Genomic DNA, 18,187 nt, shown 5'->3' on the forward strand with positions numbered 1-18,187 from the left:
ACAAATGTAAAAAAAAAGCCTTGTAAACAAATAAAACCGCCTTGGATGGGTTATTTCCAACCTCCTCCCAACGAACGATAAATACCAATGACGGCAAAATACTGACGCTTTCGCACGTCAATCAGGTCGATGCGCGATTGTAGGGCACTTTTACGGTTAAAAATAACCTCCAAATACGAAGCGCGGCCCGTAGAAAACAAATCCGAAGCAGTTTGGATGGAGGTATTGAGTACGTCCACCTCAGCGCGTTTGAAATCGTAAATTTTTTCGAGGTTATTGATGAGCACAAGCTGGTTATAGACCTCAAAATATCCGTTTAGGATGCTACGCTGATAGTTGTAAACGGCCTCCACCTGCGCCGCTCTGGCCATTTTTAGTTCGGCTTTGAGGGCGGTTTTGTTGAAAAGCGGCACGGCCAGTCCACCAATGATGTTGTAAGCAATGGATTGGGGGGAAATCAAAAACTGCGGATTGAAAGATTGAAGCCCAAGTGCACCTGTGATGTTGAGTGACGGATAAAACGCCGCCTTTGAAATAAACACCTCGGCTTTGGCCGCAGCTAGTTCCAACTCTGCCTGTTTTACGTCGGGACGGTTTTTGAGCAAATCCGCAGGTACGCCCGCTTTGATTTGATTGGGAAGCCCCGTCATAAACAAATTTCTGGAACGAATGATTGGGGTTGGATACCTTCCTAACAGAAAATTGATACGATTTTCGGCTTCACGTACGCGCTGCAAAATCTCTGCTTCTAGACCTTGGGTGCTGAGAAGCTGTGCCTCAAACTGCTTTACTGCCAGTTCGTTGGAACGGCCTGCGTCTTTCTGAATCTTGATAATGTTCAATTCGTTTTCTTGCAACGTGATTGTTTCTTTCAATAAATCAAGTTCGCGGTCGAGGGCCATCAGCTCATAATACAACGAAGCAATGTCAGAAATTAGGTTCGTTATGACAAAATTACGCCCTTCAACTGAGGCCAAATACCGCGCCAAAGTTGCTTCTTTTCTAGCACGCAATTTTCCCCAAATATCCAATTCCCAAGAGCTTTGAAGCCCAACGTTAAAGTCGGGTAAATACTCAGGAATACGCTGGTTTTCAGAGATATTGTTGGAGAAATTGGTGTCATAATTTCCGATGCCATCCATGGTGTATTTTCCAAAACGGCGCTGTCCAATATTACCAGCACCCGTCACAAAAGGCAGCGTAAGCCCTTTGGCGCGTTCAGATTGGGCTTTGTTGGTTTCGATGCGCTGAAGCGCAATGCGAATGTCGAAATTGTTGGCTAATGCGGTATCAATGAGCGATACTAAATTAGGGTCTGAAAAATAGCTTTTCCATTGAATATCAGCGGCATTGCTGCTGTGAGCAGTGCCATTGAAAGAATCGGGCGTTGGGGTAAACGTAGGTAACTGTTCGGGCGCTTTGAGTGACTTGCAACCCGAGAAAAACAGGCTGCCAACAAACAGCCCTAACATGAGGATATGGGTGAGTTTACGCATTGACTTCGTGGGTTAGGTGGGCAACTTCTTTTTTCTTTTTGCGCGACAATCGCTCGGATAGGGTTTCAAATACCACATATAATCCTGGTATCAAAATCACCCCAAAGACCGTCCCGAAGAGCATACCACCCGCAGCGGCTGTTCCGATGGTACGGTTTCCGATAGCACCTGCACCCGAGGCCATCATCAGCGGAATCAACCCCGCAATAAAGGCAAATGAAGTCATCAAAATGGGCCGTAAACGCGAGGCCGCACCCTCGATGGCTGCCTGCAATGGCGTGTAGCCTTCGCTGCGTTTGAGAATCGCGAATTCGACAATCAGAATGGCATTTTTACCCAACAAACCAATCAACATCACCAGCGCGACTTGGGCGTAAATGTTGTTTTGTAACCCCAAAACCGCCAAGAAGAAAAACGCTCCAAAGATTCCCGTTGGAAGTGATAAAAGCACAGGAAGCGGTAGCAAAAAGCTTTCGTACTGCGCCGCAAGCAACAAATACACAAAAATAAGACAGATGATAAAAATGTAAATGGCTTGGTCGCCCGACAAGATTTCGTCGCGGGTCATACCTGACCATTCGTAGGTGTAGCCTTTGGGAAGTTTTTGGGCGGCTACTTCTTGAATGGCCCGAATGGCATCGCCACTACTAAAACCTGGGGCCGCCTCACCGTTGATCATCGCGGCTGTAAACATGTTGTAGCGCGTAAGCTGCTCGGGGCCATACACTCGTTCCGTTTTGACAAAAGCCGAATACGGCACCATTTCTCCTTCGGTGTTTTTTACGTACAGTTTCAAGATGTCGTCGGGTTGCATTCGGTACTCGGGCGAGGCTTGTACCATCACTTTGTACATTTGTCCAAAACGAATAAAATTAGTCGCGTAAAAACTACCAATCAGCGATTGGAGGTTGTTCATGGCGTTGTCAATGGAAACTCCTTTTTGGGCAGCTTTTTCGTTGTCAACGTGAATCAGGTATTGCGGAAAACTCGCATCGTAGCTCGTAAAGGCGTTGACTACTTCGGGACGTTTATTGAGTTCTTCAATGAACGATTTGGTCACCTTTTCCATGGCTTGCAAGTTGCCACTTCCCGTTCGGTCTTGGAGACGGAACTCAAACCCACTGGCATTTCCGTAACCAGGTACGGCAGGAGGAGGGAAAAACTGGATGTCGGCGTCTTTGATGTGTTTGGTTTTTTCGGACAACAATGCAATTACGTCATCGACCGATTCTTTGCGGCTTTCCCACGGTTTGAGGTTCATCATTCCCATCCCAAAAGAAGCCCCCGCTCCGTCGGTCATCAAACTAAAGCCCGATAAAGTCGAAATGGACTCCACGGCATCGAGTTTTAGGCTTACTTTTTCAATTTCGTCCACCACCGCTTCGGTACGTTCGAGGGTAGCCCCCGACGGCGTTGTGATGTTGGCATAAATTGTCCCTTGGTCTTCCGTCGGAATAAAGCCCGAAGGAAGTACGAGGTTGGTACCCCACGTAGCCGCAATGAAGAAAACCAACATGGCAAACGTCACAACTCGACGATTAGCGATGACATTAATCAGTGAGCGATAACGATCCGATACGCCGTTGTACCAATTGTTGAATCCATCAAAGAAACGAGTCAACAGCGTGGCTTTCTGGCCGTGGTGGCTTTTGAGCATGATGGCGCAAAGGGCAGGTGTAAGCGTAAGGGCGTTGATTCCCGAAATCACAATTGAAATGGCCATCGTGATAGAGAACTGGCGATAAAATACCCCCGATGGGCCGTCCATAAACGCTACGGGCACAAACACCGCCGTCATAACGAGCGTAATGGCTACGATGGCGCCGCTGATTTCGTTCATGGATTCGATGGTGGCTTCTTTGGCATTTAGCCCTTTTTCCTCCATCTTGGCATGGACTGCCTCAACGACCACAATGGCGTTGTCAACCACAATCCCGATGGCCAATACCAAGGCAAACAACGTGAGTAGGTTGATGGAAAAACCGAACATTTGCATAAAGAAAAATGTACCAATAAGCGAAACAGGTACGGCCAAGGCTGGAATGAGCGTAGAGCGGAAGTCTTGCAAGAAGATAAATACCACCAATGCCACCAAAATAAAGGCTTCAATCAAGGTCTTGATTACCTCGTGGATAGAAGCATCCAAAAAACGTGACACGTCGTAGCTGACAGTGTAGGTCATGCCTGGCGGGAACGACTTCTGCAATTCCGTCATTTTTGTTTTGATGTTGGCAATTACCGCACTTGCGTTAGAGCCAGGGCGTTGCTTGAGCAAAATCGCGGCCGATGGACGGCCGTTTTCTTTGGACAAAACGTTGTAATTCAACGAACCAAACTCAATATCAGCCACGTCTTTCAAGCGCAAAATATCACCACTTGGGTTGGCTTTGATGATGATATTTTCGTACTGTGCTTGGTCGGTAAATTTCCCTGTGTAGCGAAGAACGTACTGCAACGACTGCGATTTGCGGCCAGAACTTTCCCCGATTTTTCCTGGGGCAGCTTCTACGTTTTGGTTGCGGAGGGCTGAAATGACGTCATCAGCCGAAACGTTGTAAACCGTCATGCGGTCGGGTTTGAGCCATACCCGCATAGAGTACTCGCGTTGCCCCATGATGTTGGCAAAACCAACGCCATCGACCCGCTTCAATTCTGCCACGACGTTGATGTCGGCAAAGTTGTACAAAAACTCTTCATTGGCGGTGGTATCTTCACTCAAGAGGTTGATATACATCAACATACTGTTTACCTCTTTTTCGGTCGATACCCCCGCTTTGATAACCTCTTCGGGCAATTCGTCGAGGACAGTAGCCACCCGCGTTTGGACGTTTACAGAGGCCAAATCAGGGTCGGTGCCTACTTTGAAGTAAACTTGAATGATACTGGTGCCGTCGTTGCCCGAGACGGAAGTCATGTAGGTCATGCCAGGTACACCGTTGATGGCGCGTTCGAGCGGTGTTACCACGGCCTTGGAGCAGGCTTCGGCGTTAGCCCCTGTGTATTTGGTGGTTACGGTTACGGCAGGAGGCGCGATGTCGGGATATTGGGTCACGGGGAGCTGGGTCATGGCAAGCAGCCCTAGCAGCGTGATGATAAGCGATATAACAATCGATAGGACGGGCCTATTGATAAACAAGGTAAACATGATGATACGTATTTGTGTGGAACAATGGGTTTTACAGCAAGACTATTGCTGCGTCAATTGCGAACGAATGCTTGCGAACGACTTCATTTCAGGTTTTATAGTCATGCCGACGCGCATGTCTTGTAACCCTTCATAAATGATTTTGTCGTTCGGACTAATCCCCGATTCCAATACGTACAAGTGTGGCATTCGGAGTTTAGGTACGAAACTGCGCATTTGGACTTTGTTTTGGTTGTCCACTACATAGACGTAGATTTTATCTTGAATTTCAAAGGTTGATTTTTGAGGAATGACGAGCGCATCTTTTACTTTACGCAATACCCGTACCTTACCGCTAGAGCCATGTTTGAGGATTCGCTCTGGGTTAGGAAAACGGGCACGGAATGCAATGCTACCCGTGGCGTTATCAAACTCACCTTCAATGGTTTCGACGTAGCCTTTGTGCGGGTGCTCTTCGCTGTTGGCCAGAATCAATTCAACCTGGGTTCGATGGTCAGTTTGCTTATTATTGGCCGCAAATTCGAGGTATTCTTTTTCCGAAACGTTAAAGTAGGCATACACCTCTTGGTTATCAGAGATGGTAGTCAAAAGCGTTCCTTCGTCAATCAAACTCCCGATTTTATTAGGAATACGGTTGATAATACCATCAAATGGCGCTTTGATTTCCGAAAAAGACAACTTGAGTTTGGCGCTTTGCTCTTGCGATTCTGCTTCTTCGATGCGGGCATTGAGGGCATCGAGTTTGGCTTTGGCCATGTCGTATTCGGTTTTGGACACGACGTTTTTATCCACCAATTTCTTGACGTTTAGTAGGTCAAGTTCGGCAGTTTTAGCCTCGGCGATGGCACTTTTTAAGACCGCCGTCGCGCGCAATAAATCCCCTTTGTACTCTTGATTACTGATACGAAAGAGCACCTGCCCTTTTCTTACCGTTTTACCTTCATCCACGTGAATGCTTTCAATATAGCCCTTGACCCGAGCGCGAATTTCAACGTTTTTAACGGAGTTGATGTCCGAAACGTAGTCTGTATGATAGACGGTGTCGATCGTAATGGGTTGAATAACAGGGTACTTCTCTTGGGTGGTGGTTTGGTTAGAATCAGCGGTTGAGCAAGCCGAAACGAACAGCCCAATCACTGAAGTGACGATTAATGGTACTCTCATAGAAATAATGGTTGTGTTGAATTATACAGTAATGGAAAACGCGGAGCGAAAGACTTGGAAAACCAAGTCCTCAGAGCGCTCAAAATGAGGCCCTATTAAAGGAAGTTAGCTGAAGTTTGGAGGCGGAGAAATGGGTTCAATTTCTCGCGTTTCAAGAAGGGCTAAATAATGGTCGAAATTGGCGTCCAACTCATCGGTGAGTTGGATGGATAAAAATTCTACGTCAAACGGCGGCCAAATAAGGCCAATGCTGAAATCTTCAAGAAAAGAACTTTCACTCCCTTTTTCACTAGAAGGAGCATCTGTGTGGCTGGCGATGGAATTAACCAACGCAACAGTAAGCAAGGAGAGAAAGTTTTGGGGACGTTGATGACAGGTGTTGTCACGGTAAAGCGTGGCCGTTTTTTCCAAAATTATTGGAGGCACAGGGGCAATACACACGTGCATCATTTGTAGGAGTAAGGCCCAACAAACGATTTGTTTAAGTATGTATGTGATACTTGCTGATTTCATGCTCTATGGCAAATATACCACTAAAACCCATTTTATCCACAGTATGTTTGTTAAAAAACGGCGTTTGGAGTGGATTTGTCGAGCAGAATCCCTTTTTTATAAAGAAGCAAGTTGCTCGGATACCGTGGCTATTTCAACGGTTACATCAATATCACTGGCGATTTTTTGCAGTTTTTGAAGTAAATTTTTTAAAAATTGACGATGACTAGCGGTATTGGGGTACAGCGGACGATGCCCGAGTGCTTGCCGAATTTTTTGCCATTCTTGGATAAATTTTTGTAACTCTTTGGTAAAAAAAGCGTTAGCAAACCGCTCGAAAATATAGTCTTCGGCTTGTTCGTTGGGGTGAATAAGGTCAGGTTTGTAGAAGCGATAATCGCGGAGATCGTCGAGTAATAATTCGTAGGCAGGAAAGTAAGCATGGCCTTGTTCCGATAGCTCGTGACAAGCCACGCGCAGCAGCGATTTGCTGACGGCGTTGAGTGGCAGCGTATCGCGGGTATGGCGTACGGGGCTAACCGTAAAAATGACGTGAAGAGACGAGGGGAGCTTCGCCAATACATTTTCAAATGCTGCTACAATTTGCTCCGAGCGGAGGAGCTCTCGTTGAAAAGCGGAATTGGGTGTTTTATGGCAATTGGCTACCAACTGGCCACTTTTGAGATGACGATACACAAAGGCTGTACCCAAAGTGATAATCAGCACCTCGGTGCGAGAAAGCCAATGCTTGACGGCAGCTAATGTAGTAACAAGCCGCTCCCGCAGTGCTTCTTTTGACGTTCCCCATAACGAGGAATGAAAATCGTAGTGAAACCAAACGCCTTGATGCTCAACGTACAGACGTTCGTCGGGCAGTATTTCATCAAGCGCGTGATGCAGTAGTTTGGTGATAGATAACGGATTAAATAGCGTTCCAAACGGATTAGAAAGGGTCGGGATTTTATTCTCAACGAGCTTTGAACCAATGACTTCCGCAAAGCATGAGCCTAGTGTTAAGGTCTGGGTTTGAAGGGTTATTTTTTTAGGACTTTCGGGGACGGTCAGCTCGGTTCGGAAGTGCATGGAGGGAGAGTTGCATTTTTTAGACTAAAGAAGATTGATTTCTTCTTGGGTTAATCCCGTCAGTTTCATGATTAAAGATAAATCTAAATCTTCTTGTTTCATGCCTTTGGCAATTTCCATTGCTTTGGCCTTTTTTGCACGCTCTTCAGCATCCACTTGCAATGTCCAAGCCATACTAGCTTGGTAGCGTAGGTTTTCAATATGATGATGATAATTGAGCAGCTCTTCTTCGTTAAGGTTATCCACTCGCCAAAGTTCTTTGGCTTTAGCTATTCCTTTGGCGTTGAATTCATCTTTGATTTCATTGTTTTTGAAATAATAAATCCATTGATCCAACGAATCTTTGGCGACGTCGTTAAATTGATTCACTTTTAACACATAATACTCGGGGAAAATTTGAAAAGGCTCAGATTTGCCTAAAATCTCAACTTGTTTATCAGAAAGTCTTAATTTCCCTGAGGTATGAATTCCATAAAAATCGGTTTTTCCGTGGTAAACATAATCATCGCCTTGCCCCAAATCAAAATAGACGATGTTGATGGCATATACTTTCTTAATATTTCTATACGGTTCTCCCACTGAAATATAATCAGTAATCACCTTTGAAGTACCGTAGGCCATTCGATGGAAATAATCGTATTCGTTTTGATTCTGAATTTCAATGATGACTAATTCTCCTTTTGCATTTTTAACCAACATATCAACCCGATTAAACTTATCAGATTCATAACGTTGATTGCTTTCACTTTCTAAAATCGTTTGTATCAGAATGTCGTCGCGAAGTAGCTCGGATAAAAAACCTTCTAAGACCGAAAAATCGGCTTTATTTCTTAACAATCGCTTAATTGCCCAATCGAATCGTATTAAATTTCGGTTGTTCATAGGAGATATTTTTTTCAAAATTAGTCAAAGAAGTCGAAATGAGTCTTAACTGTGCTCTTTTCCATCGACAAATGGCTAATCTACCAAATTTTTGACGAATTTTGGGGATATATTTGATGGCTTACCCCTCCCTATTTATGAAACAACTCCGCTCTATTTTGACTTTGGCAGGCTTTTTTGCGTTGATGAGCGCATCTGCGCTCCAGGCCCAAGAGTTTATAGGACAGCACAGTAGCAATTATGCGGGTATCAATCGCGCTACGTTCAATCCGTCGGCGATTGCGGGAACGCGCTACCGTTATCACATCAATTTGTTATCCTTCAATACCACTGTCAACAACCGCTATTTCAAGTATTTTCGGAGCGATGCCTTGTTTCATCCCTTTCGGAATGCCTACGCCGAATCGGATATGTACGGAAAATCGAAGCTAACGGGGACGCTCACGCAAGGCGATAACGTAAATGTATTGGCAGAACTGCGAACGCCGTCGGGCTACGTGGGTGTGGGGAAAAACAATTGGCTAGTCGTGGGCTTTCAGACGCGCCTACGCGGGTTTGTACAAGGCTCGGGCGTACCTCCAGCCCTTTTTGATGCTTACAAATACCGCCTCGACGACGGCCTTACCTCGGCTTCGACGGGGAGTTTTACCAATTTTACCATGAATCAACACTCGTTTTTTGAAACGGGTCTCACAGTGGCGGCGATGCCCTTGCGGTTGGATGGACTGATTCGGGTGAAAGTAGGAGCCACATTAAAACGACTGTCGGGGGCGCGGAACGTTTATTTGACTATCAAAAACGCCAATTACCAAGTAAAACCCCTCAATGCCGACGAATACGTAATGGACTTGGCTAATGTAAGCTATGAATATGGCTATACCCAACCCGTTCAGGCGTTTAGTTTGGGTAGTTTGTTTTCGTCAGACTATGGTTCGGGAGCGGCTGTTGATTTGGGGGCGACCATCGAAATAGGACGTATTCGTCAGCACGCCGAAAATCAGGCCAATTACATTGCCAGAATCGGGGTGGCATTGACGGATGCGGGGAAGCTTACGTACGCAGCGGGAGGAAAACAGTACAGCGGTTCGGTGAATAAGTTGTCGATTACTCAAAACCAACTGATTGATATAGGAAATAATTCGGTAAAAGGGCTAGAAACCATTCTGGGAACGGCAAAACCAACGGACTATGCTTACACGACCACTTTGCCACGTACGCTCAACATAGATGCCGATGTACAGTTGGCGAAGGCGTTTTTTATCAATGCTACGTGGATAAAACCTACCAATGTGGGTACGTTACCTGCTCATTTGGGCCAGCCGCAGGTGTTTTCACTAACCCCTCGTTTTGAAGGGGAAGATGTTGAGTTTACCCTTCCTGTTACTTGGTGGGAAGGAAACGACAAACCGACTATTGGTTTTTCGGTACGCTTCGGCCCTGCCTACATTGGATTTAGCAATTTTGGGGCATTGGCGAGTAAAGCCGTACAGCCCCGAGGCTCGTTGGCTTATTTTGGGATTCAGCTTTGGGGGCTCAACGACAAAAAAGACAAATAGCCGCTACCCGACCATTTCTCATAGTTGAGATTTACAATCAGTACGTTATATTCCTCAAAAGTGTATTTTGAAAAATACACTTTTTTGTTATTTTTGTATTTTAGAAAATACAGAAATGGAGCAATTGTTTGCGAAATACCTTCCCAAGCTTCAGCGTACTCGTACCGATTTTGTACGAGATGCTATCCACGAAATTGAATGGGCGCGTAATCGTCTTATTGGGATTAAAGGAGCAAGGGGAGTGGGAAAAACCACCCTCTTACTGCAATACCTCAAAGAAGCGAAACTCGATCTGACTAAATCGTTGTATGTCAGCTTGGATGATCTATATTTTAGCAATCATCGCTTATACGATTTAGGCGCTGATTTTGTCCGAAAAGGTGGCCAATTGCTTATGCTTGATGAAGTACACCGCTACCCCAAATGGTCGCAGGAAATCAAAAATTTATACGACGATTTTGCCGAATTAAGGATTGTTTTTACGGGTTCTTCTATCATTCACCTCGAACGCAGTCGGGGAGACCTCAGTCGCCGAGCAGTAATGTACACCTTGCATGGGCTATCTTTTCGAGAGTTTCTTCAAATTCAAAAAGTGGCTTATTTTGCTCCTATTTCATTAGAAGACTTATTAAATAACCACACGACAATAGCGGTAGAGTTGACCGAAAATTTCAAACCATTTGTCTATTGGTCTAAGTACTTAGAGTATGGGTATTATCCCTATTTTCTTGAAAATGAAGATATATATAGCCAAAAACTTTCTGAGACAATCCGCCTTAGCCTTGAGCTTGACCTTCCTGCTGCCTACGGCATTAGCTATGCTAGCGTAGATAAGCTCAAGCAATTATTGGTTGTACTGGCCGAAAGTGTTCCTTTCAAACCAAATATTTCTAAACTCGGCGATATGCTACAAACTACTCGTAGCTCCGTCGTTGACTACCTACATTATTTGGAAGAGTTAGGAATATTGTCTCTATTACATCGCGATAGTTTTGGGATTACGCGTCTCCAAAAACCAGAAAAAGTCTATTTGAGTCACCCTAATTTGCAATATGCACTCACAGAAACCCGTCCTGACAAAGGTACGCTACGAGCAAGTTTTTTACTGAGCCAAACGCAGCCTAAACACCGTGTTGAATATACCGAGCAAGGCGATTTTCGGCTGGATAGACGCTATACTATCGAGGTAGGAGGTGCAAATAAAACCCAGCGACAAATTGCCAACATTGCGGATGCCTACATAGCTGCCGATGATATTGAAATAGGTTTTGGGAATAAAATTCCTTTATGGATTTTTGGGTTGTTATATTAAACCCCCTCAACAATAGCACGACGTAGCCGATATAAGAGTTCGATTCAAAATGATTCGGTTTTTGCTTTTTACCCACCCGCTTTTTTAGCTTTGTAGCCTTTGGCCAACAGCCAGGTCAAAATCTTGTCCCGAAAATCTCCTTGAATCAAAATTTCGCGGTCTTTGGCCGTACCGCCCGTGCCGCAGAGGTTTTTGAGTTGTTTGGCCAAGGCTTCCATGTCGCCCGTTTTGCCCGTCCATCCTTTGATGGCCGTCACTACTTTTCCGCCCCCTTTGCGTTCGAGCCATACTTTTAGGTCTTGTTGTTGAGGGGTAGGAGTCTCTTGTTCTTCGTCCGAATCGTCAAATTGAAAGCTAGGATCGGTGGAATAGACGATGCCGCCACGGTTATTTTTTGCCATGATTTTCTTCTTTTTGCCCCGAAATAGCAGCTTTTTGGGCGTTTTTTCAAGGATTACGTATCAAATCATCATTTGAGACGTGCCAAATCATGTTTTGGAGCGTGGGGCGTGATGGATGACTGCAACTTTGCATCATCAATCGCAACGAAGCGGTTGGCCAAACTTTCTTATCATCATGAAAAGAGTCCTCGCCTCACTTATCACGCTAGCAGTCATTAGTACTTCGTGTACATCGCTCCGTTCTACTACCTACATCAAAGCCCAAGACAGCTTTATATTGGGAAACAATGAGCACGGCAAGTTTTCGGTCAAGCTAAAAAATGCCTCTACCGAAGACTTAGAACTTTGGGAAGCACCCGTCGGTGGCGGGCGACATTCGCAAGTGATTGTAAAGCCGAATGAAACTGTGAAGGTAAGCGTGGATAAAAATACCGCCTTGCGCATTGAAAATAAAGCCAATGACCAAGCAACCGTCGAGCTTTTGGTAAAAGGAGATACAGGATTATCAATGGGCTATAAAAAATAATCACTACTTACTTATATGAAAAAGCAATTGTCAACCACCGCACTCATCGATTTCTCCAATTATTCACTTACTCAAAACTCACTTATAGCCATGAAAAAAGCCCTTTCTAAGATCATTACGCCCGTTTATACCTCCACTTGGTATTCAGATGTATTATTGGCGATTCCACGCATCGTAGGCTGTTACTTTCTGATGGTCAATTTTGGCGGCAGTAAGTTTCCTACGCCCGATTGGTTTGTAGAAGACGTATCTAAATTTGGCGGAGTATTCGCTTTGTTCCCTACTTTTTTTGCGTGGGCCGCTGTATTGGCCGAAACCTTTGGTGGGGCGCTTTTGGTGCTAGGTTTGGGGACACGTTTGGCAGGTTTTATGGTGGCTTGTACGATGTTGGTCGCTATTTTCTTCCAAAAATGGGGAGGAGAAGTATGGGAAATGCTACCCGCTATGGGCTTTCTTTGGATTTCGTTGTACGCCATCGTGATGGGGTCGGGAAGAATTGGGTTAGACCATTTCATTTCTCAAAAAATAAAATCATAACAGTCTTATTTGTAGAACTTTAAACTTTAAAATTGCCATGAAAAAGTTAATAATAATCATTGCTATTCTGACGACTATCTCTGGGTACACACAAGCCCAACGTGGGCCACTTCGCGGTACTGGAAAAGTCATTACCAAAACAATCAGCTTTCGTGATTTTGACAAAATCAATTTTGAAGACCTCGACGGAAACATAGAGGTGGAAATCGGGAAGCCTTTTTCGGTGAAAATAGACATTGATGAAAATTTAGAGCCTTTACTTTACACAAGTATAGAAGAAAAGGAGTACGAGTTGACGATTGGTTTGAAAGGGAATAAGAACAACAAACTTTACGTCGAAGATACCCGCATCAAGGTCAAGATAACGATGCCTGAGGCGTCGGTTATTCGCCACCGAGGCAACAGTTCGTTGTCTGTGACAGGCATCATCGGTCGTTATTTTCGATTGGAAAACGAAGGCAATGGCAATGCGGTTCTTCAAGGAATGATTGATGACTTGGATATTAAAAAGAATGGCAATGGTGAAGTGAAAGCCCAGAAATTGGTAGCAAAAATGGCCAAAGTAAAAAGCTACGGCAATGGTAATGTGCAAGTAAATACCCAAATATCGCTTACCGCGCACGGTTCGGGCAACAACAGCGTGATGCAGTTTGGCCCAGGGAAAATTGATCCTATTTCAGGGATTATGGGCAACGGAGAAGTCAGAAAAATGTAACCATTTCAAAACTTAATTAGCGGTTAATAGTTAAGACGTATATACTCCCCTCAATACAACTGTTCTTTATGAAATACCTACTTAGCAGCCTACTTTTTATCTCTTTTTCAGTCTTTTCCCAAAATTACGATGCCATCCTAAAACACTACGACACGTTCAACGGGGTCGTGTTGGTCGCTAATCAAGGTAAAATTGAATACTTGAAAGGGGTAGGGGTAGCCAACCGACAAGAGAGCATTCCGATGACGCCGCAAACGAAGTTTCGGATTTGTTCGATTACAAAGACCTTTACGGCGGTACTTATTTTGCAATTGATGGAAGAGGGAAAACTCAAACTTACTGATAAAATAGCTGATTATTTGCCTGATTACCAAGGGGAAGCAAAGAGTAAAGTGGCTTTGCATCAGCTGCTTACGTATAGTTCGGGAATTGAGAACCTCGACCAAAACAATGAAGCGATGTACGCGCTTCACTATCCGTTGGACAGCATCGTACGAAAATACTGTTCGGGGAAACTTGTGGCGGAACCAGGTACTCAGTTTAGCTATAAAAATGCAGATTACATCCTGTTGGGAAAAATCGTTGAAGCCGTTACTCACAAGCCTTTTGAGCAAGTACTACAAGAGAAAATTTTGGACAAAGTAGGTTTGTCAAACACTGGTTTGTTGTCCAATGCTAAAATTGTCAAAGGCTTGGCTAATAGTTACTTGTATGATGCTTCTCGTCAGCAATTCGCCAACGATGACCCGTACTGGATTGAAAATTTCTACGCGTCGGGGGCTATGTTTTCGACCGCCGAAGACCTTCTTACCTTTGACCAAGCCCTTTTTAAAGGCCAATTGTTAGCGCCTTCGACGGTCAAATTGATGCTCACTGCGTATCCCAAATTGTGGTATGTAGCCTATGGTTTTTGGGTAAGCGATAATACGTTTGGGGGTAAAAAAATCCAATGCGCCGACCGCCAGGGGAGTATTTCGGGGAGCAATACGTCGTGGTTACACCTCATCAACGACAACCGAACGTTTATCATTTTCAGCAATACAGACGCGACCAAACTCTCCGACCTAAGAACCGAACTTGTAGAAGCTTCTTTGGGGAAATAACACCTTGAGCCATGTCTATTTATCAAACTCCCCTCCAGTTTGGGTATTTTTTTGCCTTGCTTTTTGCGATTTTACTTGGTTGGCGCGGCTGGCGGGAAGAGCGACTTTCTGACAAATTGTTGGGTTTAGTGATGTTTTTTTTAGCCATGGAAATTCAGGATTATACCTTTGGGTTTTCGGGCATCAACATCCTTTGGGAAAAATACGATGGATTTCCGCGCTATTTTCACCTTGCTTTTGCTCCCACGATTTACTTCTACCTAAAAGCGCAGATTAACCGCGAATTTCGCTTCAAAGCGCGCCATTTGTGGCATTATTTGCTGTATGCCATTTATTTTTTGGTCAACATCGTTGTGTTTGTTCAAGGGCCGCAAATGGTCAAAACCTTCCATAGTTCAGCGTTGTCGTACTGGCTGGGTTGGGTAGAACGTCTAGCTATTTGGGGGTCTTACATCTACTATTTTTACCAGTCGTTGCTTTTGTACCGAGAATACCGCCGTTGGGTAGAAACGCAATTTTCAGATACTGAAACGGTTAGCTTTGTTTGGCTGCGCAATTTTATTTACCTGATTATCGCGGGAGAGGTGTTTAAACTGGCTTGGCAAATCGCCGATGTTGCCCTCAATAATTTGCCTTTTGAACAAGATTGGTGGTGGCATTTGTTTACGGTGGCCATCATTTGTTATGTGGGTATCATGGGGTATTCGCAGGCTCAGCCTGCCCGTTTATCGTACACCCCAGCCCACGTTGAGGGTGCGGTAGAAGTAGTCAAAACTACAGAAGTATTGCCACTCAATTATGTTTCTTGGAAGCCTAAAATTGAAGCTTTATTTGAAGAACAACGATTGTACCTACAGCCAGATTTATCGCTCAGCGAGGTTGCCCAAAAACTGAAAACCAATACGTCGATTTTGTCGGCGGCTATCAATCAGAATTTTGGAAAAAACTTCAATGATTTTGTGAACTATTACCGCGTAGAAGAGGTAAAACGCCAACTTAAAAACCCTGATAACGCGCATTTGTCTTTGTTGGGAATAGCATTAGAGTGTGGTTTCAATTCCAAATCAACTTTCAACCGTGCTTTCAAGAAATTTACGGGAAAAGCACCGAAGGAGTTTGAATAGAAACAAAAGCGCCAGGCACGGTGTTGTACAAAAAATACCTTTTAAAACGTATGCCTGCATTACCTACCATCAAACCCACCTCCATCGGTACCAGAGGACTTTGGATTGCCTTCGTTGTACTGGGAATGTGGTTTGTTAGCTTAGCGTTTTTATTACATTACCCGTTGCACCTCACCGACCCGTTGGTGTACGTCTTTATATTGCTCCAAATGCACTTATATACGGGCTTGTTTATTACGTCGCATGACTCGATTCACGGGGTAGTAGCGCCTGAAAATAAGCGACTTAATTATTGGATTGGGTTTGTGTGTGCGTCGCTTTTTGCGTTCAACAATTACAAAACACTTTCGGCCAAGCATCATTTGCACCACCGCCACGCAGCCACTCACGACGACCCCGATTACCACGACGGTCACCCCAATTTTTTTCTGTGGTTTTTGGCCTTTGCCAAAGAGTACATTTCGGTGGTTCAGATCATCCTCATGGCGGTCACGTACAATGTCTTGAAACTCTGGTTCCCGTGGGAAAATTTGGTTGCATTTTGGATGATTCCTGCCGTGTTGAGTACCTTTCAGTTGTTTTATTTTGGAACGTATTTACCGCACCGTGGCGAGCACGAAAACCCGCCCCACAACGCCCGTAGCCAGAAACTAAACCACCTATGGGCGTTTTTGAGTTGCTACTTTTTTGGGTATCATTTCGAGCACCACGCGTATCCGTATTTACCTTGGTGGCGTTTGCCCGAAGCACGCGAGCGTGTGGAGAAAGCTGAGAGGTAAAAAATGTTACCTTTGTCACCCTGTAAGGGTCTAAAATCGGTGGCGATAGACCCTTACAGGGTGACAAAAATGCTGAATCGCCTTTCTTTATTCTTCCAATTTTTACTCATTTGCGCAGTAGTTTGCCTCAAACTCCGTGCGGATGCTTCTTATTTTCTTACCCCCGACTCGTATCACTATCTCCACGCCGCTCAAAGTTTACTTGATGGAAAAGGATACCGCATTTTTTTTGAAGGACAGGATACCTTTTGTGCGATTTGGCCTGTGGGATACGCGGCGTCGATAGCGGGAGTGGCATGGCTCACGGGTTTCTCAGTAGAAATAGCGTCAAAATGGGTGAATTTGCTGGCCTTAGCGGGTTGTTTTTGGTTGATATACAGTCGTTTTCGAGAAAGAGCGTGGTTTGTTTCGTTGGCATTTGGAGCGTCTTCGCTGGTGCAAGTGTATGCCAATACGTGGTCCGAAACTGTTTTTTTGTTCTTTGTCGTAGGCTTTGCAACGCAAGGTATTGGTTCAGAAAAAGGTGCTTTTTGGGCAATCGGGGCGTTTTTGAGTCGGTATGCTGCTGTCTTTTTGGCGTTTGTGTTATTGTTTCAGCGTAAGTTTAGGGCTTCTTTGTATTATTTACTTTTTGTAGCGGGTTATCTGCTTTTTAACTATTCCCAAACCAAGACTTTCACGGGTGGGCATGGTTTTTGGCCAAAAGAACCGTTTGGCCTAAGACTTTGGCGGGGGCTGCGTGGGTTGGGGGAGGAGTTCCTGTTTTTTGCCGTGCGTGATTGGGATTTGAAAAATGTTGTTTTATATGATGCTACAAAGTGGCTGATTTATAGCGCTGCCTTTGTGCAATTCTTAATGATTGGGTTGATAATGAGGGAGTTTTGGAAGTGGGCGAAGGAGAATGAATTAGGTGCTTACAGCATGACAAAAAAGGTGACAAAAAGTTTATTTTTTCGGCTGGCAATCGGTTATTTGTTTTTTACAATTGGTGTTTATCTCACTGATGCTTCGCTCGAAAGCCTGTATTTTCGGCGCTTGGTACCCGCTTCGTTGCTGCTTACATTAGGGATTCTGGCGTGGATTTCTTCACAAAAATCGTTGTTTGAGCGTACCAAATGGTATTTTGTGGTTTTCTTTGCGCTTTCAATCGTCCATGCTTTTCCCAAAAACTAACCATGTCTTCCCATCACGTTGTCCGAGAAAAACAAGAACCCGCGTTGCTGATTGCCAATGGCGAAGGGTGTAGCTTTGAATTGATGGGGCAATTGCTCGAATGGTCGCCGTTTGTGGTGGTACTCGACCATGCCATTCATCGGGTGCTTGATTTGGGTATAAAAGTGGATGTGCTTTTGGGCGATTTTGACCGAAATGTTGATTTTGAGGAAATTCACGCTCGACAATACCCCTTGGAAATTGTTCACACGCCCGACCAAGACAAAACAGACCTTGAAAAAGGTATTGAGTTTTTGATAGAACGTGGTTTTCCTGCGGTGAATATCGTGTGGGCTACGGGCCGCCGTGCCGATCATAGCTTGACCAACATGACCAACATTGTACGGTACAAAAATCAAATCAAAGTGGTGATGCTCGACGATTATTCCAAAATTTTTCCGTTGGTGGGGACGTTTGAAAAATGGTATGCCGCCGAAACCCCCATTTCGCTAGTGCCTGTGGGTACAGTGACAGGAATCACGACCGAAGGACTAAAATATAATCTCCATAATGACGCTCTTGTGCTGGGCTACCGAAGTGGCAACAGCAATGAATCGGTCACCGATGGATTTGTGAAAATTTCGGCCCAATCGGGCGATTTATTGATTATGGAGTGCTGGGATTAATGGTGTGCCGAGTTTTGAGTTTACTGTTTATAGT

Annotated in this window: 17 protein-coding genes; 10 read left to right on the forward strand and 7 right to left on the reverse strand. The window is 44.7% G+C overall.

Annotated features, from left to right (window positions below; all coding sequences use genetic code 11):
* Positions 1 to 50: 50 nt before the first annotated feature.
* From AC23P2_RS14750 to AC23P2_RS14775, 6 genes are all read right to left on the reverse strand, one after another.
* A complete protein-coding gene (locus AC23P2_RS14750; RefSeq protein ID WP_487773913.1) occupies positions 51 to 1,496 on the reverse strand; it encodes a TolC family protein in 1,446 nt (481 codons plus the stop codon).
* A complete protein-coding gene (locus AC23P2_RS14755) occupies positions 1,489 to 4,641 on the reverse strand; it encodes an efflux RND transporter permease subunit (protein ID WP_487773914.1) in 3,153 nt (1,050 codons plus the stop codon). The genes AC23P2_RS14750 and AC23P2_RS14755 overlap by 8 nt, the downstream gene beginning before the upstream one ends.
* Before the next feature lie 42 nt (positions 4,642 to 4,683).
* Entirely contained in the window at positions 4,684 to 5,805 is a 1,122-nt protein-coding gene (locus AC23P2_RS14760; protein ID WP_487773915.1) for an efflux RND transporter periplasmic adaptor subunit, read from the reverse strand.
* A gap of 105 nt (positions 5,806 to 5,910) precedes the next feature.
* Positions 5,911 to 6,318, reverse strand: a complete 408-nt coding sequence (locus AC23P2_RS14765) for a hypothetical protein (RefSeq protein ID WP_487773916.1) — start codon at positions 6,316 to 6,318, stop codon at positions 5,911 to 5,913.
* A 96-nt stretch (positions 6,319 to 6,414) separates the two neighbouring features.
* The gene (locus tag AC23P2_RS14770) at positions 6,415 to 7,380 is read right to left on the reverse strand and encodes a GSCFA domain-containing protein (protein ID WP_487773917.1); all 966 of its coding nucleotides are present in this window, start codon (positions 7,378 to 7,380) and stop codon (positions 6,415 to 6,417) included.
* Between the two features lie 24 nt (positions 7,381 to 7,404).
* Positions 7,405 to 8,262: an Rpn family recombination-promoting nuclease/putative transposase gene (locus AC23P2_RS14775; RefSeq protein WP_487773918.1), complete on the reverse strand. Its 858-nt coding sequence runs from the start codon at positions 8,260 to 8,262 to the stop codon at positions 7,405 to 7,407.
* 137 nt (positions 8,263 to 8,399) lie between these two features.
* Between AC23P2_RS14775 and AC23P2_RS14780 the strand changes: the two genes are divergently transcribed.
* Both AC23P2_RS14780 and AC23P2_RS14785 read left to right on the forward strand, forming a co-directional pair.
* A complete protein-coding gene (locus tag AC23P2_RS14780; RefSeq protein WP_487773919.1) occupies positions 8,400 to 9,818 on the forward strand; it encodes a DUF5723 family protein in 1,419 nt (472 codons plus the stop codon).
* A gap of 115 nt (positions 9,819 to 9,933) precedes the next feature.
* Positions 9,934 to 11,130, forward strand: a complete 1,197-nt coding sequence (locus AC23P2_RS14785) for an ATP-binding protein (RefSeq protein WP_487773920.1) — start codon at positions 9,934 to 9,936, stop codon at positions 11,128 to 11,130.
* Between the two features lie 68 nt (positions 11,131 to 11,198).
* Here the strand turns inward: AC23P2_RS14785 and AC23P2_RS14790 are convergent, their stop codons facing one another.
* A complete protein-coding gene (locus AC23P2_RS14790; RefSeq protein WP_472489303.1) occupies positions 11,199 to 11,531 on the reverse strand; it encodes a translation initiation factor in 333 nt (110 codons plus the stop codon).
* A gap of 175 nt (positions 11,532 to 11,706) precedes the next feature.
* Between AC23P2_RS14790 and AC23P2_RS14795 the strand changes: the two genes are divergently transcribed.
* The 8 genes from AC23P2_RS14795 to AC23P2_RS14830 all read left to right on the forward strand — a co-directional run bounded on the left by AC23P2_RS14795 (position 11,707) and on the right by AC23P2_RS14830 (position 18,153).
* Positions 11,707 to 12,057, forward strand: a complete 351-nt coding sequence (locus tag AC23P2_RS14795; protein ID WP_487773921.1) for a hypothetical protein — start codon at positions 11,707 to 11,709, stop codon at positions 12,055 to 12,057.
* 15 nt (positions 12,058 to 12,072) lie between these two features.
* The gene (locus AC23P2_RS14800) at positions 12,073 to 12,594 is read left to right on the forward strand and encodes a DoxX family protein (protein ID WP_487773922.1); all 522 of its coding nucleotides are present in this window, start codon (positions 12,073 to 12,075) and stop codon (positions 12,592 to 12,594) included.
* Between the two features lie 37 nt (positions 12,595 to 12,631).
* Positions 12,632 to 13,309 carry a GIN domain-containing protein gene (locus tag AC23P2_RS14805; protein WP_487773923.1) on the forward strand — a complete coding sequence of 226 codons (678 nt, stop codon included), beginning with the start codon at positions 12,632 to 12,634 and terminating at the stop codon, positions 13,307 to 13,309.
* 68 nt (positions 13,310 to 13,377) lie between these two features.
* Positions 13,378 to 14,412, forward strand: coding sequence for a serine hydrolase domain-containing protein (locus tag AC23P2_RS14810; protein ID WP_487773924.1), 1,035 nt, complete (start codon positions 13,378 to 13,380; stop codon positions 14,410 to 14,412).
* A gap of 11 nt (positions 14,413 to 14,423) precedes the next feature.
* On the forward strand, positions 14,424 to 15,536 hold the full coding sequence (locus AC23P2_RS14815) for a helix-turn-helix domain-containing protein (protein ID WP_487773925.1): 1,113 nt from the start codon (positions 14,424 to 14,426) through the stop codon (positions 15,534 to 15,536).
* Between the two features lie 50 nt (positions 15,537 to 15,586).
* Positions 15,587 to 16,315 (forward strand): fatty acid desaturase, encoded by a 729-nt coding sequence (locus AC23P2_RS14820; RefSeq protein ID WP_487773926.1) that lies wholly within the window; start codon positions 15,587 to 15,589, stop codon positions 16,313 to 16,315.
* A 69-nt stretch (positions 16,316 to 16,384) separates the two neighbouring features.
* Complete coding sequence (locus AC23P2_RS14825) at positions 16,385 to 17,488, forward strand: hypothetical protein (protein ID WP_487773927.1); 1,104 nt, start codon at positions 16,385 to 16,387, stop codon at positions 17,486 to 17,488.
* A 2-nt stretch (positions 17,489 to 17,490) separates the two neighbouring features.
* Positions 17,491 to 18,153 carry a thiamine diphosphokinase gene (locus tag AC23P2_RS14830; protein ID WP_487773928.1) on the forward strand — a complete coding sequence of 221 codons (663 nt, stop codon included), beginning with the start codon at positions 17,491 to 17,493 and terminating at the stop codon, positions 18,151 to 18,153.
* The last annotated feature ends 34 nt before the right edge of the window (positions 18,154 to 18,187 follow it).

Source organism: Runella sp. R0.1_18 (genome assembly GCF_057652155.1).

What these genes read in the sequence shown, in the direction of transcription:
- AC23P2_RS14750 (WP_487773913.1), bottom strand. Translation starts at nt 1,496, where the DNA reads ATGCGTAAACTCACCCATATCCTCATGTTAGGGCTGTTTGTTGGCAGC.
- AC23P2_RS14755 (WP_487773914.1), bottom strand. Translation starts at nt 4,641, where the DNA reads ATGTTTACCTTGTTTATCAATAGGCCCGTCCTATCGATTGTTATATCG.
- AC23P2_RS14760 (WP_487773915.1), bottom strand. Translation starts at nt 5,805, where the DNA reads ATGAGAGTACCATTAATCGTCACTTCAGTGATTGGGCTGTTCGTTTCG.
- AC23P2_RS14765 (WP_487773916.1), bottom strand. Translation starts at nt 6,318, where the DNA reads ATGAAATCAGCAAGTATCACATACATACTTAAACAAATCGTTTGTTGG.
- AC23P2_RS14770 (WP_487773917.1), bottom strand. Translation starts at nt 7,380, where the DNA reads ATGCACTTCCGAACCGAGCTGACCGTCCCCGAAAGTCCTAAAAAAATA.
- AC23P2_RS14775 (WP_487773918.1), bottom strand. Translation starts at nt 8,262, where the DNA reads ATGAACAACCGAAATTTAATACGATTCGATTGGGCAATTAAGCGATTG.
- AC23P2_RS14780 (WP_487773919.1), top strand. Translation starts at nt 8,400, where the DNA reads ATGAAACAACTCCGCTCTATTTTGACTTTGGCAGGCTTTTTTGCGTTG.
- AC23P2_RS14785 (WP_487773920.1), top strand. Translation starts at nt 9,934, where the DNA reads ATGGAGCAATTGTTTGCGAAATACCTTCCCAAGCTTCAGCGTACTCGT.
- AC23P2_RS14790 (WP_472489303.1), bottom strand. Translation starts at nt 11,531, where the DNA reads ATGGCAAAAAATAACCGTGGCGGCATCGTCTATTCCACCGATCCTAGC.
- AC23P2_RS14795 (WP_487773921.1), top strand. Translation starts at nt 11,707, where the DNA reads ATGAAAAGAGTCCTCGCCTCACTTATCACGCTAGCAGTCATTAGTACT.
- AC23P2_RS14800 (WP_487773922.1), top strand. Translation starts at nt 12,073, where the DNA reads ATGAAAAAGCAATTGTCAACCACCGCACTCATCGATTTCTCCAATTAT.
- AC23P2_RS14805 (WP_487773923.1), top strand. Translation starts at nt 12,632, where the DNA reads ATGAAAAAGTTAATAATAATCATTGCTATTCTGACGACTATCTCTGGG.
- AC23P2_RS14810 (WP_487773924.1), top strand. Translation starts at nt 13,378, where the DNA reads ATGAAATACCTACTTAGCAGCCTACTTTTTATCTCTTTTTCAGTCTTT.
- AC23P2_RS14815 (WP_487773925.1), top strand. Translation starts at nt 14,424, where the DNA reads ATGTCTATTTATCAAACTCCCCTCCAGTTTGGGTATTTTTTTGCCTTG.
- AC23P2_RS14820 (WP_487773926.1), top strand. Translation starts at nt 15,587, where the DNA reads ATGCCTGCATTACCTACCATCAAACCCACCTCCATCGGTACCAGAGGA.
- AC23P2_RS14825 (WP_487773927.1), top strand. Translation starts at nt 16,385, where the DNA reads ATGCTGAATCGCCTTTCTTTATTCTTCCAATTTTTACTCATTTGCGCA.
- AC23P2_RS14830 (WP_487773928.1), top strand. Translation starts at nt 17,491, where the DNA reads ATGTCTTCCCATCACGTTGTCCGAGAAAAACAAGAACCCGCGTTGCTG.